17 protein-coding genes and 1 pseudogene are annotated in these 18,524 nt (G+C 70.4%); 4 read left to right on the top strand and 14 right to left on the bottom strand.

All coding sequences use genetic code 11. The features are described 5' to 3' along the window. Window position 1 precedes the first annotated feature (1 nt). Window positions 2-838 carry an ABC transporter permease gene (locus RB628_RS02025; RefSeq protein ID WP_318318489.1) on the bottom strand — a complete coding sequence of 279 codons (837 nt, stop codon included), beginning with the start codon at window positions 836-838 and terminating at the stop codon, window positions 2-4. After that, window positions 838-1,767 carry an ABC transporter ATP-binding protein gene (locus RB628_RS02030; protein WP_318318490.1) on the bottom strand — a complete coding sequence of 310 codons (930 nt, stop codon included), beginning with the start codon at window positions 1,765-1,767 and terminating at the stop codon, window positions 838-840. Before RB628_RS02030 ends, RB628_RS02025 begins: the two co-directional genes overlap by 1 nt. A 276-nt stretch (window positions 1,768-2,043) precedes the next feature. On the opposite strand from RB628_RS02030, the gene RB628_RS02035 reads away from it, so the two are divergent. Then, window positions 2,044-2,511, top strand: a complete 468-nt coding sequence (locus tag RB628_RS02035) for a hypothetical protein (protein ID WP_318318491.1) — start codon at window positions 2,044-2,046, stop codon at window positions 2,509-2,511. A gap of 148 nt (window positions 2,512-2,659) precedes the next feature. Here the strand turns inward: RB628_RS02035 and RB628_RS02040 are convergent, their stop codons facing one another. The 7 genes from RB628_RS02040 to RB628_RS02070 all read right to left on the bottom strand — a co-directional run bounded on the left by RB628_RS02040 (window position 2,660) and on the right by RB628_RS02070 (window position 9,526). After that, window positions 2,660-3,475 (bottom strand): SAM-dependent methyltransferase, encoded by an 816-nt coding sequence (locus tag RB628_RS02040; protein ID WP_318318492.1) that lies wholly within the window; start codon window positions 3,473-3,475, stop codon window positions 2,660-2,662. Between the two features lie 78 nt (window positions 3,476-3,553). Further along, window positions 3,554-4,126 carry a hypothetical protein gene (locus RB628_RS02045; RefSeq protein WP_318318493.1) on the bottom strand — a complete coding sequence of 191 codons (573 nt, stop codon included), beginning with the start codon at window positions 4,124-4,126 and terminating at the stop codon, window positions 3,554-3,556. A gap of 93 nt (window positions 4,127-4,219) precedes the next feature. Continuing rightward, window positions 4,220-5,122: an STM4011 family radical SAM protein gene (locus RB628_RS02050; RefSeq protein WP_318318494.1), complete on the bottom strand. Its 903-nt coding sequence runs from the start codon at window positions 5,120-5,122 to the stop codon at window positions 4,220-4,222. A gap of 10 nt (window positions 5,123-5,132) precedes the next feature. Then, window positions 5,133-6,488 carry an STM4012 family radical SAM protein gene (locus RB628_RS02055; protein ID WP_318318495.1) on the bottom strand — a complete coding sequence of 452 codons (1,356 nt, stop codon included), beginning with the start codon at window positions 6,486-6,488 and terminating at the stop codon, window positions 5,133-5,135. Continuing rightward, window positions 6,485-7,291 carry an STM4013/SEN3800 family hydrolase gene (locus RB628_RS02060; RefSeq protein WP_318318580.1) on the bottom strand — a complete coding sequence of 269 codons (807 nt, stop codon included), beginning with the start codon at window positions 7,289-7,291 and terminating at the stop codon, window positions 6,485-6,487. Before RB628_RS02060 ends, RB628_RS02055 begins: the two co-directional genes overlap by 4 nt. 31 nt (window positions 7,292-7,322) lie before the next feature. Then, window positions 7,323-8,504 (bottom strand): STM4014 family protein, encoded by a 1,182-nt coding sequence (locus RB628_RS02065; RefSeq protein WP_318318496.1) that lies wholly within the window; start codon window positions 8,502-8,504, stop codon window positions 7,323-7,325. A 53-nt stretch (window positions 8,505-8,557) separates the two neighbouring features. Further along, window positions 8,558-9,526, bottom strand: a complete 969-nt coding sequence (locus tag RB628_RS02070) for an STM4015 family protein (RefSeq protein ID WP_318318497.1) — start codon at window positions 9,524-9,526, stop codon at window positions 8,558-8,560. Between the two features lie 279 nt (window positions 9,527-9,805). Here RB628_RS02070 and RB628_RS02075 point away from each other — a divergent pair, with 279 nt between their 5' ends. From RB628_RS02075 to RB628_RS02085, 3 genes and pseudogenes are all read left to right on the top strand, one after another. Continuing rightward, window positions 9,806-10,132, top strand: coding sequence for a hypothetical protein (locus RB628_RS02075; protein ID WP_318318498.1), 327 nt, complete (start codon window positions 9,806-9,808; stop codon window positions 10,130-10,132). An 83-nt stretch (window positions 10,133-10,215) separates the two neighbouring features. Further along, window positions 10,216-11,241 carry a DUF6745 domain-containing protein gene (locus tag RB628_RS02080; protein WP_318318499.1) on the top strand — a complete coding sequence of 342 codons (1,026 nt, stop codon included), beginning with the start codon at window positions 10,216-10,218 and terminating at the stop codon, window positions 11,239-11,241. A gap of 34 nt (window positions 11,242-11,275) precedes the next feature. Beyond that, window positions 11,276-11,794: pseudogene (locus RB628_RS02085) on the top strand (cytochrome P450); the annotation flags it as partial. A 94-nt stretch (window positions 11,795-11,888) separates the two neighbouring features. Here the strand turns inward: RB628_RS02085 and RB628_RS02090 are convergent. The 5 genes from RB628_RS02090 to RB628_RS02110 form a co-directional block, all read right to left on the bottom strand. Beyond that, window positions 11,889-14,357 carry a CBM35 domain-containing protein gene (locus RB628_RS02090; RefSeq protein WP_318318500.1) on the bottom strand — a complete coding sequence of 823 codons (2,469 nt, stop codon included), beginning with the start codon at window positions 14,355-14,357 and terminating at the stop codon, window positions 11,889-11,891. A 100-nt stretch (window positions 14,358-14,457) separates the two neighbouring features. Beyond that, window positions 14,458-15,300: a carbohydrate ABC transporter permease gene (locus RB628_RS02095; RefSeq protein ID WP_318318501.1), complete on the bottom strand. Its 843-nt coding sequence runs from the start codon at window positions 15,298-15,300 to the stop codon at window positions 14,458-14,460. Window positions 15,301-15,326: 26 nt separating this feature from the next. Beyond that, on the bottom strand, window positions 15,327-16,256 hold the full coding sequence (locus RB628_RS02100) for a sugar ABC transporter permease (RefSeq protein ID WP_318318502.1): 930 nt from the start codon (window positions 16,254-16,256) through the stop codon (window positions 15,327-15,329). Window positions 16,257-16,299: 43 nt separating this feature from the next. Further along, window positions 16,300-17,634 carry an ABC transporter substrate-binding protein gene (locus RB628_RS02105; protein WP_318318503.1) on the bottom strand — a complete coding sequence of 445 codons (1,335 nt, stop codon included), beginning with the start codon at window positions 17,632-17,634 and terminating at the stop codon, window positions 16,300-16,302. Between the two features lie 133 nt (window positions 17,635-17,767). Beyond that, window positions 17,768-18,524, bottom strand: a 757-nt coding sequence (locus RB628_RS02110; protein ID WP_318318504.1) for a substrate-binding domain-containing protein, incomplete at its 5' end; no start/stop codon positions are given.

Below are 18,524 nucleotides of genomic sequence, written 5' to 3' on the forward strand. Positions count from 1 at the left end.
TTCACGCGTCTGATCGGACCAGCCGGTAGGCCGCCCCCGCGAGGGTCAGCGCCACCCAGCCGGCGAAGACGGCGAGTCCCGCGCCGGGGGAGAGGGCGCCGGAGGACTGGTGCAGGGCGTAGACGGCCTGGCCCGCGTTGCTGGGGAAGTAGGGACTGAGGGTGTCGTACCAGGAGTCGGGCAGCAGCGAGGCCAGGCCCGGCAGGATGAGCAGGACGCCGACCAGAGTCGCGATGGCCCCGGCGGAGGAGCGCAGCAGCACGCCCAGGGCCACGCCGAACACGGCGACCAGGCCGAGGTAGACGCCGGCGCCGAGCAGGCTGCGCAGCACCCCGTCGTCGCTCATGGACAGGGCGATCTCCTCGCCGTCGAGGCCCGGTGTGCCCAGCTGGAACGCGGCCAGCGCGGCGAGGGTGGTGAGGACCAGAGCGACGGGGCCGATCACGGCGCTCTTCGACCACAGGACCGGCAGCCGGCGCGGCACCGCGGCGAGCGTGGAGCGGATCATCCCGGTGCTGTACTCGCCCGCGGCCAGCAGCACCCCGAGGACGCCGATGGCCAGCGAGGCGAAGGTGACGCCGGTGAGGGCCAGGCTGACGGCGTCGACGGCGCCGCCTGAGCTCGGGCCGGGCGGTCCGTCGGTCGCCACGGCGTCCGGGTTGTAGGTGTAGGCGGCCACCGCCCCGAAGAGGACCAGCAGGAACAGGGCGACGCCCAGGGTGATCCAACTGGAGCGCAGCGACCAGAACTTGGCCCACTCCGAACGCAGTACCCGAAGGCCGGTGACCTTGTGCACCGTCGTGCGGGCGGGAGCCGCGAACAGGGTGTCGGCAGTCATCAGGCGGCCTTTCGGGCGGAGTCGGCGGGGGCGCTCTGGTATTCGACGGCGTCGTGGGTGAGAGCCATGAAGGCCTCCTCCAGGGAGACGGCCTGCGGGGTGAGTTCGTACAGCGGAATCCCGTGCTGGGCGGCGATCGCCCCGATCTCGCGCGCGCCGCGTCCGGACACGAGCAGTTCCCCGGCGGAGGAGGAGCTGATGCCGACATCGGGGCCGGCCAGCAGCGAGCGCAGCCTCGTGGTCTCGGCGGTGGCGACCTTCACGCCTCCGCCGCCGGCCTCCCGGGTGAAGTCGTCGACCGTGGTGTCCGCGAGGAGTCGGCCGCGGCCGATGATCACGAGGTGGTCCGCGATCAGTGCGGTCTCGCTCATCAGGTGCGAGGAGAGCATCACCGCGCGGCCCTCGGCGGCCAGGGATCGGAGCAGGTTGCGCACCCACAGCACGCCCTCGGGGTCGAGGCCGTTGACCGGTTCGTCGAGCATGACGATCGCCGGGTCGGCGAGGAGGGCCGAGGCGATGCCGAGCCGCTGGCCCATGCCGAGCGAGAACGCGCCCACCCGCTTGTCGGCCACGCTCGTCAGTCCCGCCAGCTCGATGACCTCCTCCACCCGGCGGCGCGTGATGCCGTGAGTGTGGGCGAGTGCCATCAGGTGGTTGAACGCGGTCCGTCCAGGGTGGACGGACTTGGCCTCCAGCAGGGAGCCGATCTCGTGCAACGGCGCCGGGTGCTTCGCGTAGGAGCGTCCGTTGACCGTGACCGAGCCGGCCGTGGGGGAGTCCAGGCCGATGATCATGCGCATGGTCGTGGACTTGCCCGCTCCGTTGGGCCCCAGGAAGCCGGTCACCTCTCCCGGTTTGACGACGAAGCTCAAGTGGTCGACGACCGTCCTGTCGCCGTACCGCTTTGTCAGCTCACGCGCTTCGATCATGGAAGTGGCCTTTCCCGCCTCGACAGGCGCCGCGGATGCGTCGATGCGCCTGATGTCGAAGCTATGAGACCGGCCGGCCGTGACTGTGGGCCCACAGGGGACACTTCGGCAGCAGAGGTGTACCGCGGTACCACGGGCATGTCCTTCGGCGGCGGTACTTTCATGGAAGGACAGCCGGCGCGACTGTCGTCGCCGGTCAGTCACCGTTCCTGCCGGTTGCCACGCATCGTCGCTGCGGAGGGAACCATTCCGCCGTGGCGCCGTATCTGGCTCGGCGTGAGTCCACTGATGTTGTTCTTCGGGCTGTGCTTCATGGTCGGGTGGACGGCGGCCGTCGCCGCGCTGGTGTACGCCGGGGTTGTGCTGGTGCGCGTCTGGCCGAGTGACTGGGTGCGGCGCCAAGGACCCCTGGCGGTACGGGTGCTGGTGCCGACGCCCGCGTATCTGCGCCTCGACGTGGCGTTCACCGTGTTGGCTCTGCTGGTCGACCTGTGGCTCGTGTCGGCGGTGATCGTGTTCGGGTCGGACGGGGTCTTCACCGAGGACTGGATGGGTTATCCCGGCATGACGGATCCCGAAGGGCAGGGGTTCCAGGCCGGAGCGGTGAGCGCACTGCGGACGACGGCGTGGTGGACCTCCGGGGCCGCGGTCCTGTGCCGGTGCTGGACCACGGCCGCCGCGCAGGTGTGCGTGTTGCCGCCCGCGGCATGGTGGATCGGATCGTTCGACACCTACTACACCTGACCCGCGCGACCGGCCACGGGCCTCGGCCTCCCGGTCGCGTCGAGGACACGAAACGACGCCCCCGCAGCGGAGTCGGGCCCCAGGAGGCATGATCCCCGCCGAGGCCTCACACCGTCGATCCCGTTCGGCCGGAGCACTGGTGAGCGGGTCACGGTTTGCGGGCGAGTCCGCCGTGTTCGCCGATGACCTGGGGCGTGGGAGCGGTGGTGTCCGGGCGCCAGAGCGGGACGGAGACGACACCTGGGTCGAGCAGCTCCAGCCCGTCGAAATATGACGTGATCTCCTCGACGGTGCGCAGGTTGTAGGGAACGGCACCGCTCTCGTTGTACGCGGCCTGGGCCCGCTCGAAGACGGGGTCGACGCCTGCCGAACCGTCGTTGACGGAGAGGTGGCTGCCGGACGGCAGCGCGCTCATCAGGTCGGCGACGACCGAACGGGCCAGTTCGCAGGTGGCCACGTGTCCGAGGATGTTGCTGAGGATCAGGGCCGTCGGCCGGGACAGGTCGAGCGTCTGCGCGGCGGCCTTGAGGATGCGGTCGGTGTCCAGCACGTCGGCGTCGATGTACGCGGTCGCTCCCTCCGGCGTGGAGTGGAGCAGGGTGCGGGCATGGGCGAGGACCATCGGGTCGTTGTCGACGTGGACGATCCGGGTCTCGGGAGCGAGGCGCTGGGCGACCTGATGGGTGTTGTCGGCGCTCGGCAGACCCGTACCGACGTCCAGGAACTGCCGTATGCCGGCCTCGGTGACCAGGTAGGTGATGTTGCGGGCCAGGAAGGCACGGCTGCTGCGGGCGATGGTGACGATGCCGGGGAAGACGTCGGTGTAGGCGTCACCGGCCGCCCTGTCGACGGGGTGGTTGTCCTCCCCTCCCAGCCAGTAGTTCCAGATACGTGCCGAGTGCGGCACCGAGGTGTCGATCTTCTGGTGTTCCAGCGGTTCGGGTGTGGCGGCCTTCTCGGTCATGGGCAGCGTTCCGTCCTTGGGAAGGGCATGAGCCATGGGCAGGGAGAGGGATGTCGCAACCGGGCTGCTGACCGGTGGTCAGAGGCTGAGTCCCTCGGTCAGGCGCACGCTGTAGCCGTCCTCCTCCATCAGGACGACGGTGAGGCCGAAGGGGGAGGGATGGTCGAGTTCGAGCGGGACGAAGGAGTAGTCGACCGCGGCTCGGACCGGGGGGACCAGTTCGGCGCCCGGCTGGGGTGCGGGTGCGGGGAGCCACAGCGGTTCGGCCGTGGCCGGGCCCTCGGGGGAACGGGCACGGGACTGCTCGGCATAGGGGAACTGGTGCAGGGTGTGGCCGTCCTTCGTGGCGTGCACCAGGTTCAGGCACGGCACCGGGCCGGTGACCGGCAACTCGCAGGCGGCGGCGACGTCCTGGGTCTCCCAGGCGAGGACGACTTCGTCGGCACCGGCGGCCGCGGCGATGTTCGACAACCGGGCGATACCGGTGAGCGCGTCCTTGCCTGTCTCGACGGGACGGAGCCAGATCAGGCCGACCAGCTCACCGCGGACCAGCGGCATGATGACCGGACGGGGCACCGCCCCCTCGCCCGGGCCCGCGGTGTACGCGTTCTTCATCGATGCGGCCAGGGCGTCCCAGGTCTGCGTGTCCACGAACTTCCTCTCACCAACAGCATGTTCACGATCCAGCCGGCCCTGCCATGACGGCCGCACCGGCGCGTACCCGACCCTACGGGCAAGTGGCCCTCAGCCGGGACCCGTTGCCGGTGGGAGAGACATGACCAGAGGCAGGAGCGGCCGGTCCGGGAGGGAACTCGGGACGCGCTCCAGGACGCCGCCCGCGAACACGTCGTACAGCGGCAGCGTCTCCAGATGCACATATCCGATGTGGCAGTCGCACACCTCCAGGGGACAGGCCCGTGGGCGGAGCGCGGCACGGTAGGAGCCGTCGTACAGATTGCCCAGCTCAGCGCGGACGAAATGACAGCGTCGCACCGTACCCTCGCCGTCCACCGAGAGCACCGACTCACCGGTGCGGCACGGCAGGCCCGCCGAGCGGTGCGGGTGGCGGCTGAACGGGAAGAGCGGGTCCAGCGCGGTCCACCGGCCGGCCTGCTCGTCGGTGTAGGTGTGCCCTTCGGCGGCGTTCACCCACAGATAGACCTGGTCAGGCAGCTCAGCGCGCAGCTGTCGAGCGTGTTCCAGATGCTCCGGTACGCCGACGATGCCGACGCTGAAGCGGACCCCGAGGGCGGACAGCTCGTACGTCCTGGCCAGGAACCGTCCGATGGGTGTCTGCCCCGGGTGGTAGGTGCACCACAGGGCGACGGTGTCGCGGTCGGCGTCCGCCAGCCAGTCCGTGCGGCAGCTCAGGTTGGTCTGGATGGCGACCCGGCGTACGTGCGGCTGGTGCGAGAGCTCCACGAGAGCGCGCCGGTACCAGGAACGGACCAGCCCCTCACCCCACGGGGTGAAGAGCACCGACAGCCGGTCCTCCCGCTGCTCGCACACCCACGCGGTGAACCGTTGAAGTGCCGCGCGGTCGGCGCGCAACTGCGCCGTGGTGTCGCGTCGCTTCGCGAACGGGCAGTAGGGGCAGTCGTAGTCGCAGGAGGAGAGCGGCCCGCGGTACAGCAGCGTCAGATCCACCGGGCACCTCTCACTTCGTCTCGTAGGCGGCCATCGCGGCGCGCACGTCCGGTGAGAAGAACTCCGGGCCGATGGCGTCCGAGTGGGCCAGCCCCTCGGCGGAAAGACGCAGCCGCTCCGCCCGGTCCCCGTCGAGCCAGCCATGGGCGGTGAGGGTGTCCAGCTCGCCGGGGAAGTCGTCGTACGGGTCGGAACCGAACCGGAGCCGGTACTCCGCCAGAGGCAGGCCCTCGGCCTGGAGCAGCGACTGCAGCAGATGCCGGCGCCGAGCCTCGTCCTCGTCGACCCATCTGCCGTGCGGCGCGTGCGAGAAGTCCCCGGTGGCGGTGTAGTCGTCGATGATGCCGCGTATCTCCCGCATGGAGACGGCGTAGTCGAAGGAGTAGTGCAGCCGGGAGGTGTACGAGCGGGCGCCGCAGCCCAGGCCGATCATGCCGTCGGTCTGGCAGGCGTGGTCGTCCGGACCCTGCGGCGGTGCGTCCGAACGCCGGAACATGCGCATCGACACCTGTTCGTAGCCGTGGGAGAGGAGATGGTCGCGGCCCTCCCGGTAGCGGCGCAGGCGTTGTCCGTCCCATTCCCGGTCCGCTGCCGGCGGGTCGGTGTGGCGGCCGAGGCCGGTGAGCGGGCGGATGTAGAGGGGGTACAGGTAGATCTCCTCGGGGCGCCACGCCAGGGCCGCGTCGAGGGAGTAGCGCCAGCTGGCCGCGGTCTGGCCGTCGATGCCGTAGATCAGGTCGATGTTGAGGACGGGCACCGCGGCCTCCCGGATACGGGTCAGCGCAGCCTCGACGTCGGACCTGTGCTGCGGGCGTACGGCGGCCCGCGCCTCCTCCTCGACAAAGCTCTGCACGCCGAGACTGAGGCGGGTGGTGCCCCGCTCGGCCAGCACGGCCAGCCGGTCGGCCGTGGCCGTCGACGGGGACGCCTCCACGGACAGCGGGACGGCCCGCAGATCCACGCCCATCTCCCGCTCGGCGAGGTCGCACAGCCGCTCCAGCTCCGCGGCCTCCAGAAACGTCGGAGTGCCGCCACCGAACGCGGCGTTGGCGAACCGCAGCGGCCGGGCGTCTCCCAGGGCCTCGCGGACGGCGGCGGCCTGGCGCTGCAGGGCGTCCAGGTAACGGCCCGTCAGACCGTCCGGGGCGCCGATGCGGGTGAACAGGTTGCAGAAGCCGCAGCGGACCTCGCAGAACGGGATGTGCACATACAGCGACAGTGCCTGCCGGGACTCCCCGGCCCACAGGTCCGCGAGCCGGGGCCCCGGAGTGAGCGGCCGGTAGGCGGTCTTGTGCGGGTAGGCGTACGTATAGCTCTGGTACGGCCGCGGCGGGCGGACGGAGGTGCCCGCGGAGGTGACGGTCATACGGACGGCTCCAGGAAGAAGTGGCCGTAGGGCACGGTCCACACGGATTCGTGGCCGAGGCGATGGCCGGTGTAACCGTCGTCCCCGTAGGCGGTGCCGTGGTCGGAGCAGACGATGGCGAAGCAGCGGCGGCGCGAACTCATCGCCGCGAACAACCGCCCGACGTGACGGTCGACGTACTCCAGCGCGGCGGCATGGGTGAGCCGGCTGTCGCCCGCCTCACGGGTCGCGCCGGGAAGGTGGAACCAGTTCGGCTGGTGCAGAGCGGAGGCGTTCAGGAAGAGGAACAGCCGCTGCTCGGGCGGCAGTTCGGACACCGTCTTCTCGGCGTGTGCCACCTGCGCCTCGAAGGAGGTGGGGGAGGCCACGGAGAACTCCGGCTTCCAGTGGCTCTCCTGGAAGTACCCGGGCAGTACGCCGCCGAGGGCGCCCTGCTTGTTGAAGAAGCCGACGCCGCCGATGCACACCGTCCGGTAGCCACGGGCGGCCAGGCCGGACACGAGGTCCGGGGTGTCGAAGACGTACGTGCCGTCCGCTGTCGTCTCGCTGCCGGCGAACCGGGCCGCGAACAGACGCGGATGCGGCCCGGGCGCGGCCGGGGTGGGCAGGAAACCCGCGAACATCGCCTGGTGGGAGGCGTAGGTGAAGTTCCCCGGGGCGTGCCGCTTGTCCCAGGTGCCGCCCGGCAGGTGCGCGGACAGGTTGGGCAGCCTTCCGGCGGCGGCGAGTTCGGCGGCCACGTCGTGGCGGAGGGTGTCCAGGGTGAGCAGCAGCAGGTCGTCGCGGCCCACCACCTGGTTCATGTCCGGCTGGACGGCCGGGCCGGGAAGGGGCTCAGACGGAGGCATGGGTGTTCCTCGGCAGCTCGTGCGGTGGTACGGGTGGTGCGGCCCCCGGCCCCGATGTCCCGGGGAGGGGGCCGGGGGAGAAGGACACGGCGGCGGCGATCTGCGCGGCGTATGTGCCCAGGCCCTCCGCCCCGCTGCCGGGAAGGCCGGTGAGGCGGGGGAGGAGGTCACCGAACGCGTTGACCTCTCCGACGGCGAAGCGGCGCCAGCCGACGGCCGGCAGCAGATCGACGCCCACGCACAGGGTGCCGGGAAAGCAGGCCGCGGCCCGCTCACCGGTTTCCAGGGCCGCCGTCCACCGGTCACCGGCCAGCGCCCGTACGGCCGCGAGGTCGCCGCGCGCCCCGCCGAGATGCAGATTGGTCAGCGGGGAACGGCTCGTACGGACCACGGCGTGGGTGGCCCGGCCGCCCACGACCACGATGCGCAGATCCGCCGACCGGACGCCGAGCGAGGCCTTCGGCAGCCACCGCTCGATGTGCAGCCCGTCCGGGGCGAGAGTGTCGACGATCGCGGCGATCTCCCTCTCCTCGGTGTAGCGGCGCACGCGCAGGGAGTTGTGGAGCCGGCCCTCCCCGGTCCGTTCCACGGACGTGGTCGCGCGGATGCGCCCCGACCCGGTCGTCTCGACCGCCAGGACACCGGAGGCGGACGAACCGTGCGCGAGCTTGACGAACACTCGCCGCAGGCCCGCCTCCTCCATGAGACCCCGTACGTCCGACCAGTCCCGTACAGGCGTCACGCCCCCGGAGGTGGGGGACGGCGGCACCGGCACGCCCGCCCGGGCGAGCCGGTCGTGACAGAGCCGCTTGTCGAACATCACGGCCAGATCCACCGCGTCGTCGAGCCGCCGTCCGCCGCGCAACGAGGACACACCCTCCAGAAACCGCCCGTACCAGCGCGCGGACCCCTCCACCCGTGTCGGATCGTCCACACCGCGCAACAGGGCGTCCACCTCGGCACTCTCCCCGGGAGAGTCGAGGCGGACGAACTCGTCGCCGGCGAAGTCGTGCCCGCCCTCACGCAGCACGTCACGCCACTCGACCACACGAGGCGTGCCGTGACCGGCGGCCTCGGTGGCCGCGGCGAACAGGCCCACCCGACGGTTGTCCCCGTTGGCGACCACAGCCCACCTCGGCGAGGCACTCCCCGGCTCCGTGCACCGCATGCAGCTCACCCTCCCCCTACGCGCCTTCGTTCCTCTGTTCGAACCCTGGTGCGCTATTCGCCCACCGCGACGAAACGCCAGACCGTGTCGTCGTCGCTCTCGTCGGAATCGGCGTCGCCGGTATCGACGTCGACCTCCACACCGGCCGGCTGCAGTGTCTCCAGCAGCCGTGTACGCAGCGCCTCACTGACGTAGTTGTGGTGCAGGTCGAGCTTCTTGAGATGAGTCAACGGCTGACCGGTCAGCAGCGCCGTCGCGCCCTCGTCGGTGAGCACGCCCATCGACACGTCGAGAACCTTCAGGCGCGCCACCACCGGCGCGGACGCGAGCGCCGTACAAACGGCGTCCTGGATCTCGCTGTTGCGCAGGGCGAGGTGCGTGAGGCTCGGCAGTCTGGTGCCCGCGAAGAAGGGCTCCAGGTCGGCCACCTCGGCATCGCCCCCGTACTCGGACGTGCCCAGCCACAGGTCGAGTTCGCCGAGGGCGGGCAGGTCGCTGCCCGCGATGCCGCGCACCACCTCGACGGGCATGCCGCCGGTCTCCACCGTCAGCCTGCGCAGCCGCTCGTGACGGACCGCGGGGAAGGCCAGTTGGCTGCCGCCGCGGACTCCGAACTCCTCCAGGCCGGGAAAGGCCTTCAGAAGCGGAGTGACGTCGTCCTGGACGATCCAGGAGATCTCGCACTCCTCCATCACGATGTCGGCCAGGAACAGGGCGCGCAGGGCGGGCAGTTGGTCACGGGCCGCCACCAGCGCCCCGATCACCTCTGCGGGACCGCTGTCGTAGACCTCGCTCCACGCGCCGACGACCAGGGCACGGACCTGGCGGGTGTCGACGGCCTCCAGGAACCGGGCGAAGGCATCCTCCCACTCCTCCTCGGCGTCGTAGGAGTCCACCGCGATGCGCCAGGCGACGGACTCGGGCGACGGAAGTGCGGACCCGTCCGCCGATGCGTCACCGGCGTCGGGAAAGGTGAAGGCCGGCAGGCCGTGGAATTCCCTGAGGTGGCTACCGATGGTCATGCGTGCCTGCTCCCTGATGCCGAGGCCGGTGGATCGGCGGTCGTGGTCGTGGGCCTGGCGCGCGCCGGTCGCATCCAGGTATGAGGAGTTCTACCAAGCCCCACTGACAACGCTGCGGACCGGGGCCCCCGCGTGGCACAACGGCCCTTCGACGAGCCGCGGACGGCCGCACGCCGTACCTGGCCACGGCCGCCGGAACCTGAGCATCAGCATCAATGTCAGTGCCCGCCCCTACGGTCTCCCCATGGCACACGGCGTGCCCCGTCTGGAGGGAGACCCATGTACCGGCAAGGAGACGTACTGATCGTGGCGCTGGCGGAGGACACGGTGCCGGAGTACGCGGTCGACGCCGCTTCCGAACCGCGCGACGGCCGCGGCCGGCTCGTCCTGGCGCTCGGTGAAGTCACCGGGCACGCCCACGCGGTGGCCGGACCGGGACGGCTGATCCGAGAGGCCGGCGTGTTCGGGCCGATGCTGCTGCACGTGCCCGAGGGCGCGCGCGTCGTGCACGAGGAGCACGCGGCGATCTCGCTGCCGAAGGGCTGGTACCGGGTGATCCGGCAGCGCGAGTACGTGCCGGGCTCGGTGCGCGTCGTCGCCGACTGACAACCCCCGGGCACACGGGCGAAGCGAAGACCGGGCGGCACGGGGATGCGGGCCGGCACAGCACTGGGAGAGGAACAGCGTTGATGGACCAGGCCAGTTGGCGGGCGGCGGCAACAGCGACGGGACCGGGCGACCGGGCGGCGGCCGAGGAAGGCGTCCGGCTCGCCTACCGGCGCGCCGGACTCCCCGAACCCGACCGCATCGTGTGGGCGCGCTCGCCCCTCGACGCGACACGGATACTGATGACGGCGACGCACCCGGACGGTCCGGAGCCGGACACCCTCGGCGCCGGTGTCCGCGACGCCGTGCTGGGCGCGCCCTGGGCCGCCGAACGGGAGCGGCTGCACGCACAGTTGGGCCCGGAGAGGTGGAGCGGGCACTGGCGTGCCACGGGCGCGGGCCTGTGGGAGTCGACCCGCACCCTGGTCGACCGGGTACGGGCGGCGGTCGTCGAGGAACTCGCCACCGGCCGTCAGGAGGAGGCTCGGGTCCGCCTGTTGCTCCTTGATGCCGCGCTGGGGCAGCACGACGCGGCCTGGCTGTGCGCGTTCGACTCCGGCGACGACAGCCCCCTGGCAGGCCTTGCCGCCGTGGCCTGCGAGGCGGGCTGGTGGTGGCCCTACGAGAAGACGGCGATCGTCAGCGAACGCCCGCTGGCCCTGCACCGCGACGAAGCGGGCCGTCTGGACCGGGGCGACGGCCCGGCGCTCGGCTACGCGGACGGATTCGCGCTGTACGCCTGGCGCGGTATGCCCGTCCCACGGGACTTCCTGGACGAGCTGACCGCCCTGACTCCGCAGCGGATCCGCGGCGAGGAGAACGCCGAACTCCGCCGGGTGATGCTGGAGTACTACGGCTACGACCGGTACCTGGAGGAGTCCGGAGCGAAACCCGTCCACCGGGACGAGACGGGCGTGCTGTGGCGGGTCGAACTCCAGGGCGACGAGGACGTGGTGATGGTCGAGGTCGTCAACTCCACACCGGAACCGGACGGTACGAGCCGCACCTACTGGCTGAGGGTGCCGCCCACGACCCGTACGGCCCGAGAGGGAGTGGCCTGGACGTTCGGTGTCGGGGCGGACGCGTACGAACCGTTGCGGCAGACGTGAAGGGAGAAGGTCCGCTCTGTCTGGGGTGACGGGCATGTCGACCTCGACGTTCGGTCGACCGCCCTCAGTTGATCCCGCAGAGCTGATTGCCAACCCCTACGCGGAGTACGCGCGGCTGCGCGAGGCCGGGCCCGTCCATAGGGTCACCGGAACGGACGGGCTTCCGGCCTGGCTGGTCACGCGCTACGACGACGTACGCCTGGCCATCGCCGACCCCCGGCTCTCCCTCGGCACACGCAACGCGAAGACCGGCGGGTACCTCGGGCTCGCTCTGCCGCCGGCGCTGGACGCGAACCTGCTGAACACGGACCCTACGGATCACACCCGAACAGGCGCCTTGTGTCCCGGGCGTTCACCCCGCGGCGGATCGCCCTCCCGCGTGAACCCAGCAGGAGGACCGCCGGCTTACTGCTGGACACCGTCGCACCGCTCGGCCACGCCGACCTGATCGCCTCCTGCGCCGCGCCGCTGCCGATCACCGTGAATCTGCGAGGTGCCGGGCGTGGCCCCGCACGGCCGCCAGGATTTCCGGAGCTGGACCGATGCCCGGGTCCAGGGGTGAGCGGCCCGCCTGGCGGGCGGCCGTCCCGTCGTGGAACCGGGCCGGATCTCCGCCGAGATCCGGCCCGGCCCGCGGGTCTCGCCGACTAGCCGACGACTCGGCCCAGTTCGATCCGGTCGATGTTCGGGGCCCATGCGCCCGCGTTCCCGAACGTCACCTTGTTGGCGCCCGCCTTCAGGTCGACGGGGACGCCCAGCGTCCAGTAGTCGTCCCAGCTCCAGGTGTTCTTGAAGGTGACCTTCGGGGCGGCGGCGGTGCCCACTGTGATGTCCGCCGTACGGGACATGATGTCGGTGTTGTAGGAGTGGCCGTTGTCGCGCCGGTCGTTGTGCGCGTAGTGGATGACCAGCATGTAGCGGCCCGGCCTGGGCGCGTCCACGGTGAACTCGGCGGTGCTGGAGGCGCTGTTGCCGAGCCAGCCGATGTAGGAACGGGCGGAGGCGTGGACGGAGTCGACGAGCCTGGCGCCGCCGGCGAGCGTGGCCGAGGCGCCCTCGTAGGCGAGGGTGCCGGACGTCGAGCCGTTGCCCGAGACGTCGAGGGAGTGGACGGAGGCGCCCTTGGCCGTCATCGCGACGCGGTTGTTGCCCGCCACCAGGTACAGCCGCAGGGCCTTGCCGGGCACGGCCGTCACCTTCTGGCCGTGCAGTTCCAGCCGCACCGGCGCCGAGGATCGCGGCACCACCGTGTAGTAGCCGTCGCGCGGTGCGTAGGCGTCGAAGACCGCCTTGTCGCCGGGGCGCAGGACAAGGGCGCCCGTGCCGACGCCGGCGGACGAGGAGTAGTCGAAGGACGGTCGGCCGCTGATGTCCGCGAAGGTGGCCTCGTACGACGCCGAGGGCACGGCGGAGGTGCGGGCGGTCAGGTCGACGCGGTCGAGGGTGACCTCCGCGTCGCCCTTCGCCAGCGTCAGCACGTGCCGGCCGGCCGGGAGGTCGACGGTGACGTCCTTCTTGGCGCGGTAGGTCCAGTTCTCGGTGGAGGGATAGGAGACCGTGGTCGCGGCCCGGCCGTCGATCGACAGCTGCTGCGTGGCGGGGGTCCCGGACTGGTTGCCGTACAGGATCGCCAGGTCGTAGGTCCCGGCCGCGGGCACGTCCACCGTGAAGTCGACCTTGCTGGTGGCCGTGTTGAGCGAGCCGACGTCCTTCGTCCCGGAGGCCGCGTAGCCGTTGGCGTTGCTGACAGTGCCCTGGGTGTAGACCCTGCCGTCGGTGATGGCCGCGTCCTCGGCCTCGTACGACGCCGACCAGGGGACGGACGCGGCGGACGGGGTGCCGGAGCCGCCGGGGGTGAGCGCGATCCGGTACGCGGACATCTTGTGCATGCCACGCAGCGGGACGGTCACCGTACCGTCGGCCGCGACCTTCACCTTCGTACGGGTGAGGACGCGGGGCGTCGCGTGCTGTCCCTCGTAGCCGGACCAGGCGGCCTCGGCGACGGTCGCGGTGACCGTGCGGCCGAAGGCGGACCGGGAGACGTTCTGTACGACGACGTCGGCGTCACCGGCCGAGCCGCCGAGCAGGACCTGCGCCTGGCGGCGCTTCCTGTCGTAGGAGGCCAGACCCTGGAGCGTGTCGACGGTGTTGGCCTGCGGCGGGGTCACCTTGACCGTGTTGCCGGTCAGCCCCGCGTACCAGCGGAAGAACCACCAGCCGCCGTTGGGGATGTTGCTGCGTACGACGTTGCCGTCGAGGTTGCCGGCTGCGTCCCAGTAGGCCTGGTTGGCGTACACCTTGTTCCGCTCGAACATCGAGACCCACTGGGCGAGTTGACCCGGAACGGACAGGTCGCGGCGGTTGGCGTACTCATCGATGTTGATCTTCAGGGGTGCGATGCCGAGGTCACGTTCGATCGAGCGGTAGTTGTCGTGGTTCCCCTGGAAGTTCTTCAGCGAGCTGGAGTCCAGCTCGTGCCAGGTCATGATCTGGGGCAGGACGTTCTCCCGCTTGGCGAAGGCGAGGAAGTCGGTCAGCAGGCGCGTGTGGTAACCGGACTCGTTCGGGCCGGCGATCCTGGCGTCAGGGTCGATCGCGCGGATGCGCTGGTACACCGTCTTCCAGTCCTTGAGGAACCGGTCGCGGTTGACCTCGTACTGCGCCTGGTCGGAGGTGCCGAGGTTGTACCAGATCTGGTCGGGCTCGTTGAAGGGAATGTAGACGAAGCGCTCGCTGTTCGGGTCGGCCGCCACCTCGCTGACGATCTTGTCGACCTTGGGGAGGTAGTCCTCGATGCCGAGGTCCTCGTACGGCCACTTGGAGTAGATGTCCTGCATCATCACGTTGATCTCGCCGCCGCCGTTGCGGAAGAACGACGAGGAGACGGTGAGCGCGTCGCCGTTGGGGTGCTGGGCGCCGCCCTCCGGCTTCTGCGAGATGCTGGTGATCTTCAGGGGTGCCAGCATGGCGTCGCTGGGCACACCGTCGTCGCTGAGCCCGTACAGGGTGCCGTTGGCGCCGAGCATCACCGGCCCTTCGGACGCGGCGAGGTCGACGGTGACGCGCTGCGCGCCGGCTGCCGCCGCGGGCCCCGCGGCGGGGAGGGTGCCTGCCATGGCGGATGCTCCAAGTACGGCTGTGGCAAAGACAGTTGCGGTACGGGATCTCGTGCGGGCTCTTGTGGGGGTGGGGGTGCTCACGCTGGGGGACCTCCGGTCATTTGACGGCTCCACTGGTGACTCCGGACACGATCTTTCGCTGGGCCACCAGGAAGATGGCGACCATGGGCAGGCTCATCACCACGACGTACGCGAAGACGAGATGCCAGTTGTTGAGGTAGAGCTGGGCGCTGGCGACCTTGTAGAGATTGAGCGGCAGGGTCGCCTTCTCTCCGCCGCCGAGGACGAAGAAGGCATAGAAGATGTCGCTCCAGGCGTAGAGCATCACCATGATCGTCGCAGTGGCGATGACCGGCCTGAGCAGCGGCAGGATGATCTGCCGGAAGATCCGCAGCGGCGACGCTCCGTCCATCCGGGCCGCCTCCTCCAGCTCCACCGGGATGGCCCGGATGAAGCCGGTCATGAAGAAGATCGACGTGGACAGGTACATCCCGGTGTAGACGGCGATCATTCCGGGCCGGGTGCCCGCGAGCCCCAGCTGCCGCAGTTCCATGACGATGGTGATGACGGCGGGCGGCAGCAGCAGTCCGCTGATGCAGATCGCGTACGCCGCCGAGACCGGCTTCGACTTGCGGCGAGCGAAGACCCAGGCGGCGCCGGCCCCCAGGACGAGGACCAGGGCGACCGAAGGCACCACGACGAGCAGGGAGTTGAGGAAGCCGCGCAGCATCTCGCCCTGGCTGACTGCCTCTTCGTAGTTGCTGCCCGGCTGCCAGCGATCCGGCAGGTCCAGGTTCGGGGTGATCGCTTCGGCCTGCGGCTTGGCGGAGGTGATGGCGACCAGCCACAGCGGTACGCCGACGGCGAGCACGGCGAGCAGCAGCACGAGCGCCGGACGGCCGTACCGCCAGGCGGGGTTCGCGGCGGATGCCCGATTCACGACCGATGCGGAATGCACAGCGGTGCTCACAACAGCTGCTCCCTTCGGCGCAGTCCGATGACGAGGGGGATCGCGACGGCGACCACGACCAGGAAGAGGACGAGGCTCATCGCGGAGGCCTGGGCGTACAGGCCTTGTCCGAAGATGCGGAACATGTAGATGTTGAGGACCTCCGTGGAGCCCGCGGGCCCGCCGCCCGTCGTGGCCTGCACGATGTCGAAGGTGTTCATCGAGCCGATCAGCGCCGTGGTGACGTTGAAGGTGAGGGCGGGCGCCAGCATCGGCCAGCGCACCGACCAGAAGGTCCGCCACGGCCCGGCGCCGTCGCACTTCGCGGCCTCCAGCATCTCGCCGGGGATGCCTTTGAGGCCGGCGAGGTAGATCAGCATGGACAAACCCATCCACTTCCAGCCGTGGATGACGGTGACGAGGACCAGTGTCCAGGTCGTCGAGCCGAGCCACGGGATGTCCGTGCCCAGCAGGCCGTTGACGGCGCCGTCCTGGTTGAAGAGGGACTGGAAGACATAGCCGGTGGCGAGCGCGGAGATCAGCACGGGCAGGAAGAAGACCGCGCGGAAGAACCGGTTGAACCGCGTGTCCGCCTCCAGCAGCAGCGCCAGACCCAGCCCGAAGCCGTTCTGGAAGAGCGCCGCCAGCAGCGCGTAGAGCAGGGTCGTGCGGATCGCCCGAAACAGTGAGCCGTCGTCGGCGATGGTCGTTAAGTTATCGAGGCCGGTGAAGGCGATGTCCGGGTGGTACGAGGACCAGTTGGTGAACGGGTAGTAGAAGTTGAGCAGGTTCGGCACCAGGAAGAACGCCGCGAAGACGACGATCGCCGGGAGGGCGAACCACCAGGGGTGGTGGACGGCGGCACGGGGCAGCCGTCCCGCCTTTCCCGCCCGGCCCCTGGCGGGAGCCGGTTTCTGCGTGCGCGTGCGTATGGCCGTGTCCGCCATCGGAAAATCCTTGCCCGTCGGGTCGGTCGGTCCAGAAGTCGCTCTAGAAGCCGGGCGCTCCCTGGGCCTTGGCCACCTGCGCGAACTGGTCCTGGATCGCCTGCGCGACCTGCTGCGGACTCTTCTTGCCGTAGAGCATGTCGGCGAGGTACAAGTGCGTGTCGGGCGCGACGATCGCCTTGGCCTGGAAGACACCGATGGCCGTGGGAAGCGCCGCGACCTGGGCCATCGAGGCCTGGGGAAGGCCGTCGGGGGTCGGCACGGACGGCTGCACGGACGGGATCTTCATCGTCTTGATGTAGTCGGCGTAGTCCGGACCGAGCCAGAAGGCCATGAACTGGCGGGAGGCGTTCTGCCGCTTCTCGTCACCGGTGTTGAATGCGACGACGCCGTTGGTCTGGTCGGGCGAGTACATGCCGGTGGCCGACGAGTTGGCGATCGGGAACCAGCCGATCTTCCTGTCGATCTCGGCCGTGGAGTACTTGGCCTGCAACTGGCTCTGGAACGACGTGACGTTGAGGACCATGCCCGACTCGCCCTTCCAGAGGGAGTCGGCCTGCCCGGTGAAGGTGCCGGTTCTGTAGTTCTTCTGCGCGAGCCCGGCGCCGAGCAGCTTCTCCCTGTACTTCCTGATGGCGCCGACGACGACGGGGTCGGTCCACTTCACCCTGTTCTGGTTGAGGTCGGCCCACCACTGCTTGTCGAGGTCGGTGAGCTGGACCTGCATCTGCCACTGCAGCGGCCACTTGTCGCCGCCGGCCTCGTAGAAGCCGGCGGCGTCGGTCCTGTCCTTGACGGTCTTGCCGAGGGCCAGCAACTCGTCGTACGACGTGGGGAAGTCGGCCTCGCTCAGCCCGGCCTCCTCGAAGACGTCCTTGTTGTAGTAGACGCCGAGCATGGCGGGACTGGTGACGATCGCCGCGTACCGCTTGCCGTCGATCATGCCGAGCGACTTCTCGGTGTCACCCAGCTTCGACACCCACTCCTCGCCGTCGAGTTGGAGCAGGTTCTGCTTCGGCTGGATGAAGGGCAGTGTGGAGATGGACGGCTGCCAGAACATCAGGTCCGGCCTGTCGCCCGAGGCGAGCTTGGTCGGCACGTTCTGCTCGTACAGGTCGGGGATCGCCTGTGTCCCGACCTCGGCGCCGGTCGCCTTCTCGAATGCGTCGATGACCTGCTCGGGCGCGCTGAGGGTGTTCTGCGCGGTCCACATGGTCAGCTTCACGCCGTCCAGGCGGGCGGTCGGGTCGACCTTCGTCTGCGTGCCGCCCGAGTCCGAGGAGGAACCGGTGCCGCCGGCGGTGGGGTCACTGCATGCGGTGGCGGACAGGGCGGCGGCGCATATGAACGCCAGCGCGGGCAGGGCTCTTCTCGTCATGACGTGCCTTTCGCGAGCGGGCTCAGGTGGGCGGATCGGTCGAGCGGTCCGGCTGAGGGGGTGCGAGCGGGCGGTTCGGCGGAGCCAGTGAGGGGGAGAGACGGAGTGCGGTACAGGCGGAGCGGGAGCGGGTTCACCCGCGTTCGGGCGGTGGCCCCGAGCTCTCCCGCACCACCAGCTCCGGTACGGAGACGGGGTGCGGGGCGATCTGCGCGGACTCCTCCAGCACACCGTGGAGCAGGGCGAACGCGGACCGCCCGAGGCCGGTGAAGTCCAGGCGTACGGTCGTCAGGGACGGGGTGAGATAGGCGGAGTGCGGGGCGTCGTCGAAGCCGGCCACGCTCACCTCGCCGGGGACCGCGCGGCCGGCCTCGTGGAGGGCGCGGATCACCCCGAGAGCGAGATCGTCGTTGCCGCACAGGATCGCGGTGACACCGGCGTCGCCGGCGAGCTTCAGTCCCGCCGCGTGACCGCCCGCCGGACCCCAGCTTCCCTGCAGGGGGCGGGGTTCCGGTGCTCCGGCTTCCCTGAGTGCCTGCCGCCAGCCGGTCGTCCGGGCGCTGGTGCGCCGGGTGCTGGACGGGATGGCGACGTAGTGCACGGTCTCGTGGCCGAGGGAGAGCAGATGCCGGGTCGCCTCGTGGGCGGCCTCGCGGTCGTCGGTCCACACCCAGGGGCGGTCGCCGCCGGGCGGACTCGCGGGCGTCTCCACCACGCCGACGACCGGCAGTCCGGCGGGAACGGCACCCAGGGCACGTACACCGGCCGGATCGTATGCGATCACGATCAGTCCGCCGCCCGCGTCCGCCGCCCGCTGCACCTGGGCGGCGATGGTGGCCCCGTCGGCCCCGTCGGCCCCGTCGGCCCCGTCGGCCCCGTCGGCCCCGTCG

This window comes from Streptomyces sp. ADMS, assembly GCF_033441795.1.
In the GTDB taxonomy this organism is placed as follows: domain Bacteria; phylum Actinomycetota; class Actinomycetes; order Streptomycetales; family Streptomycetaceae; genus Streptomyces.

Coding starts and splice junctions, on each gene's coding strand:
- RB628_RS02025 (WP_318318489.1), bottom strand. CDS start 838: ATGACTGCCGACACCCTGTTCGCGGCTCCCGCCCGCACGACGGTGCAC.
- RB628_RS02030 (WP_318318490.1), bottom strand. CDS start 1,767: ATGATCGAAGCGCGTGAGCTGACAAAGCGGTACGGCGACAGGACGGTC.
- RB628_RS02040 (WP_318318492.1), bottom strand. CDS start 3,475: ATGACCGAGAAGGCCGCCACACCCGAACCGCTGGAACACCAGAAGATC.
- RB628_RS02055 (WP_318318495.1), bottom strand. CDS start 6,488: ATGACCGTCACCTCCGCGGGCACCTCCGTCCGCCCGCCGCGGCCGTAC.
- RB628_RS02060 (WP_318318580.1), bottom strand. CDS start 7,291: ATGAACCAGGTGGTGGGCCGCGACGACCTGCTGCTGCTCACCCTGGAC.
- RB628_RS02065 (WP_318318496.1), bottom strand. CDS start 8,504: ATGCGGTGCACGGAGCCGGGGAGTGCCTCGCCGAGGTGGGCTGTGGTC.
- RB628_RS02070 (WP_318318497.1), bottom strand. CDS start 9,526: ATGACCATCGGTAGCCACCTCAGGGAATTCCACGGCCTGCCGGCCTTC.
- RB628_RS02075 (WP_318318498.1), top strand. CDS start 9,806: ATGTACCGGCAAGGAGACGTACTGATCGTGGCGCTGGCGGAGGACACG.
- RB628_RS02080 (WP_318318499.1), top strand. CDS start 10,216: ATGGACCAGGCCAGTTGGCGGGCGGCGGCAACAGCGACGGGACCGGGC.
- RB628_RS02090 (WP_318318500.1), bottom strand. CDS start 14,357: ATGGCAGGCACCCTCCCCGCCGCGGGGCCCGCGGCGGCAGCCGGCGCG.
- RB628_RS02100 (WP_318318502.1), bottom strand. CDS start 16,256: ATGGCGGACACGGCCATACGCACGCGCACGCAGAAACCGGCTCCCGCC.
- RB628_RS02105 (WP_318318503.1), bottom strand. CDS start 17,634: ATGACGAGAAGAGCCCTGCCCGCGCTGGCGTTCATATGCGCCGCCGCC.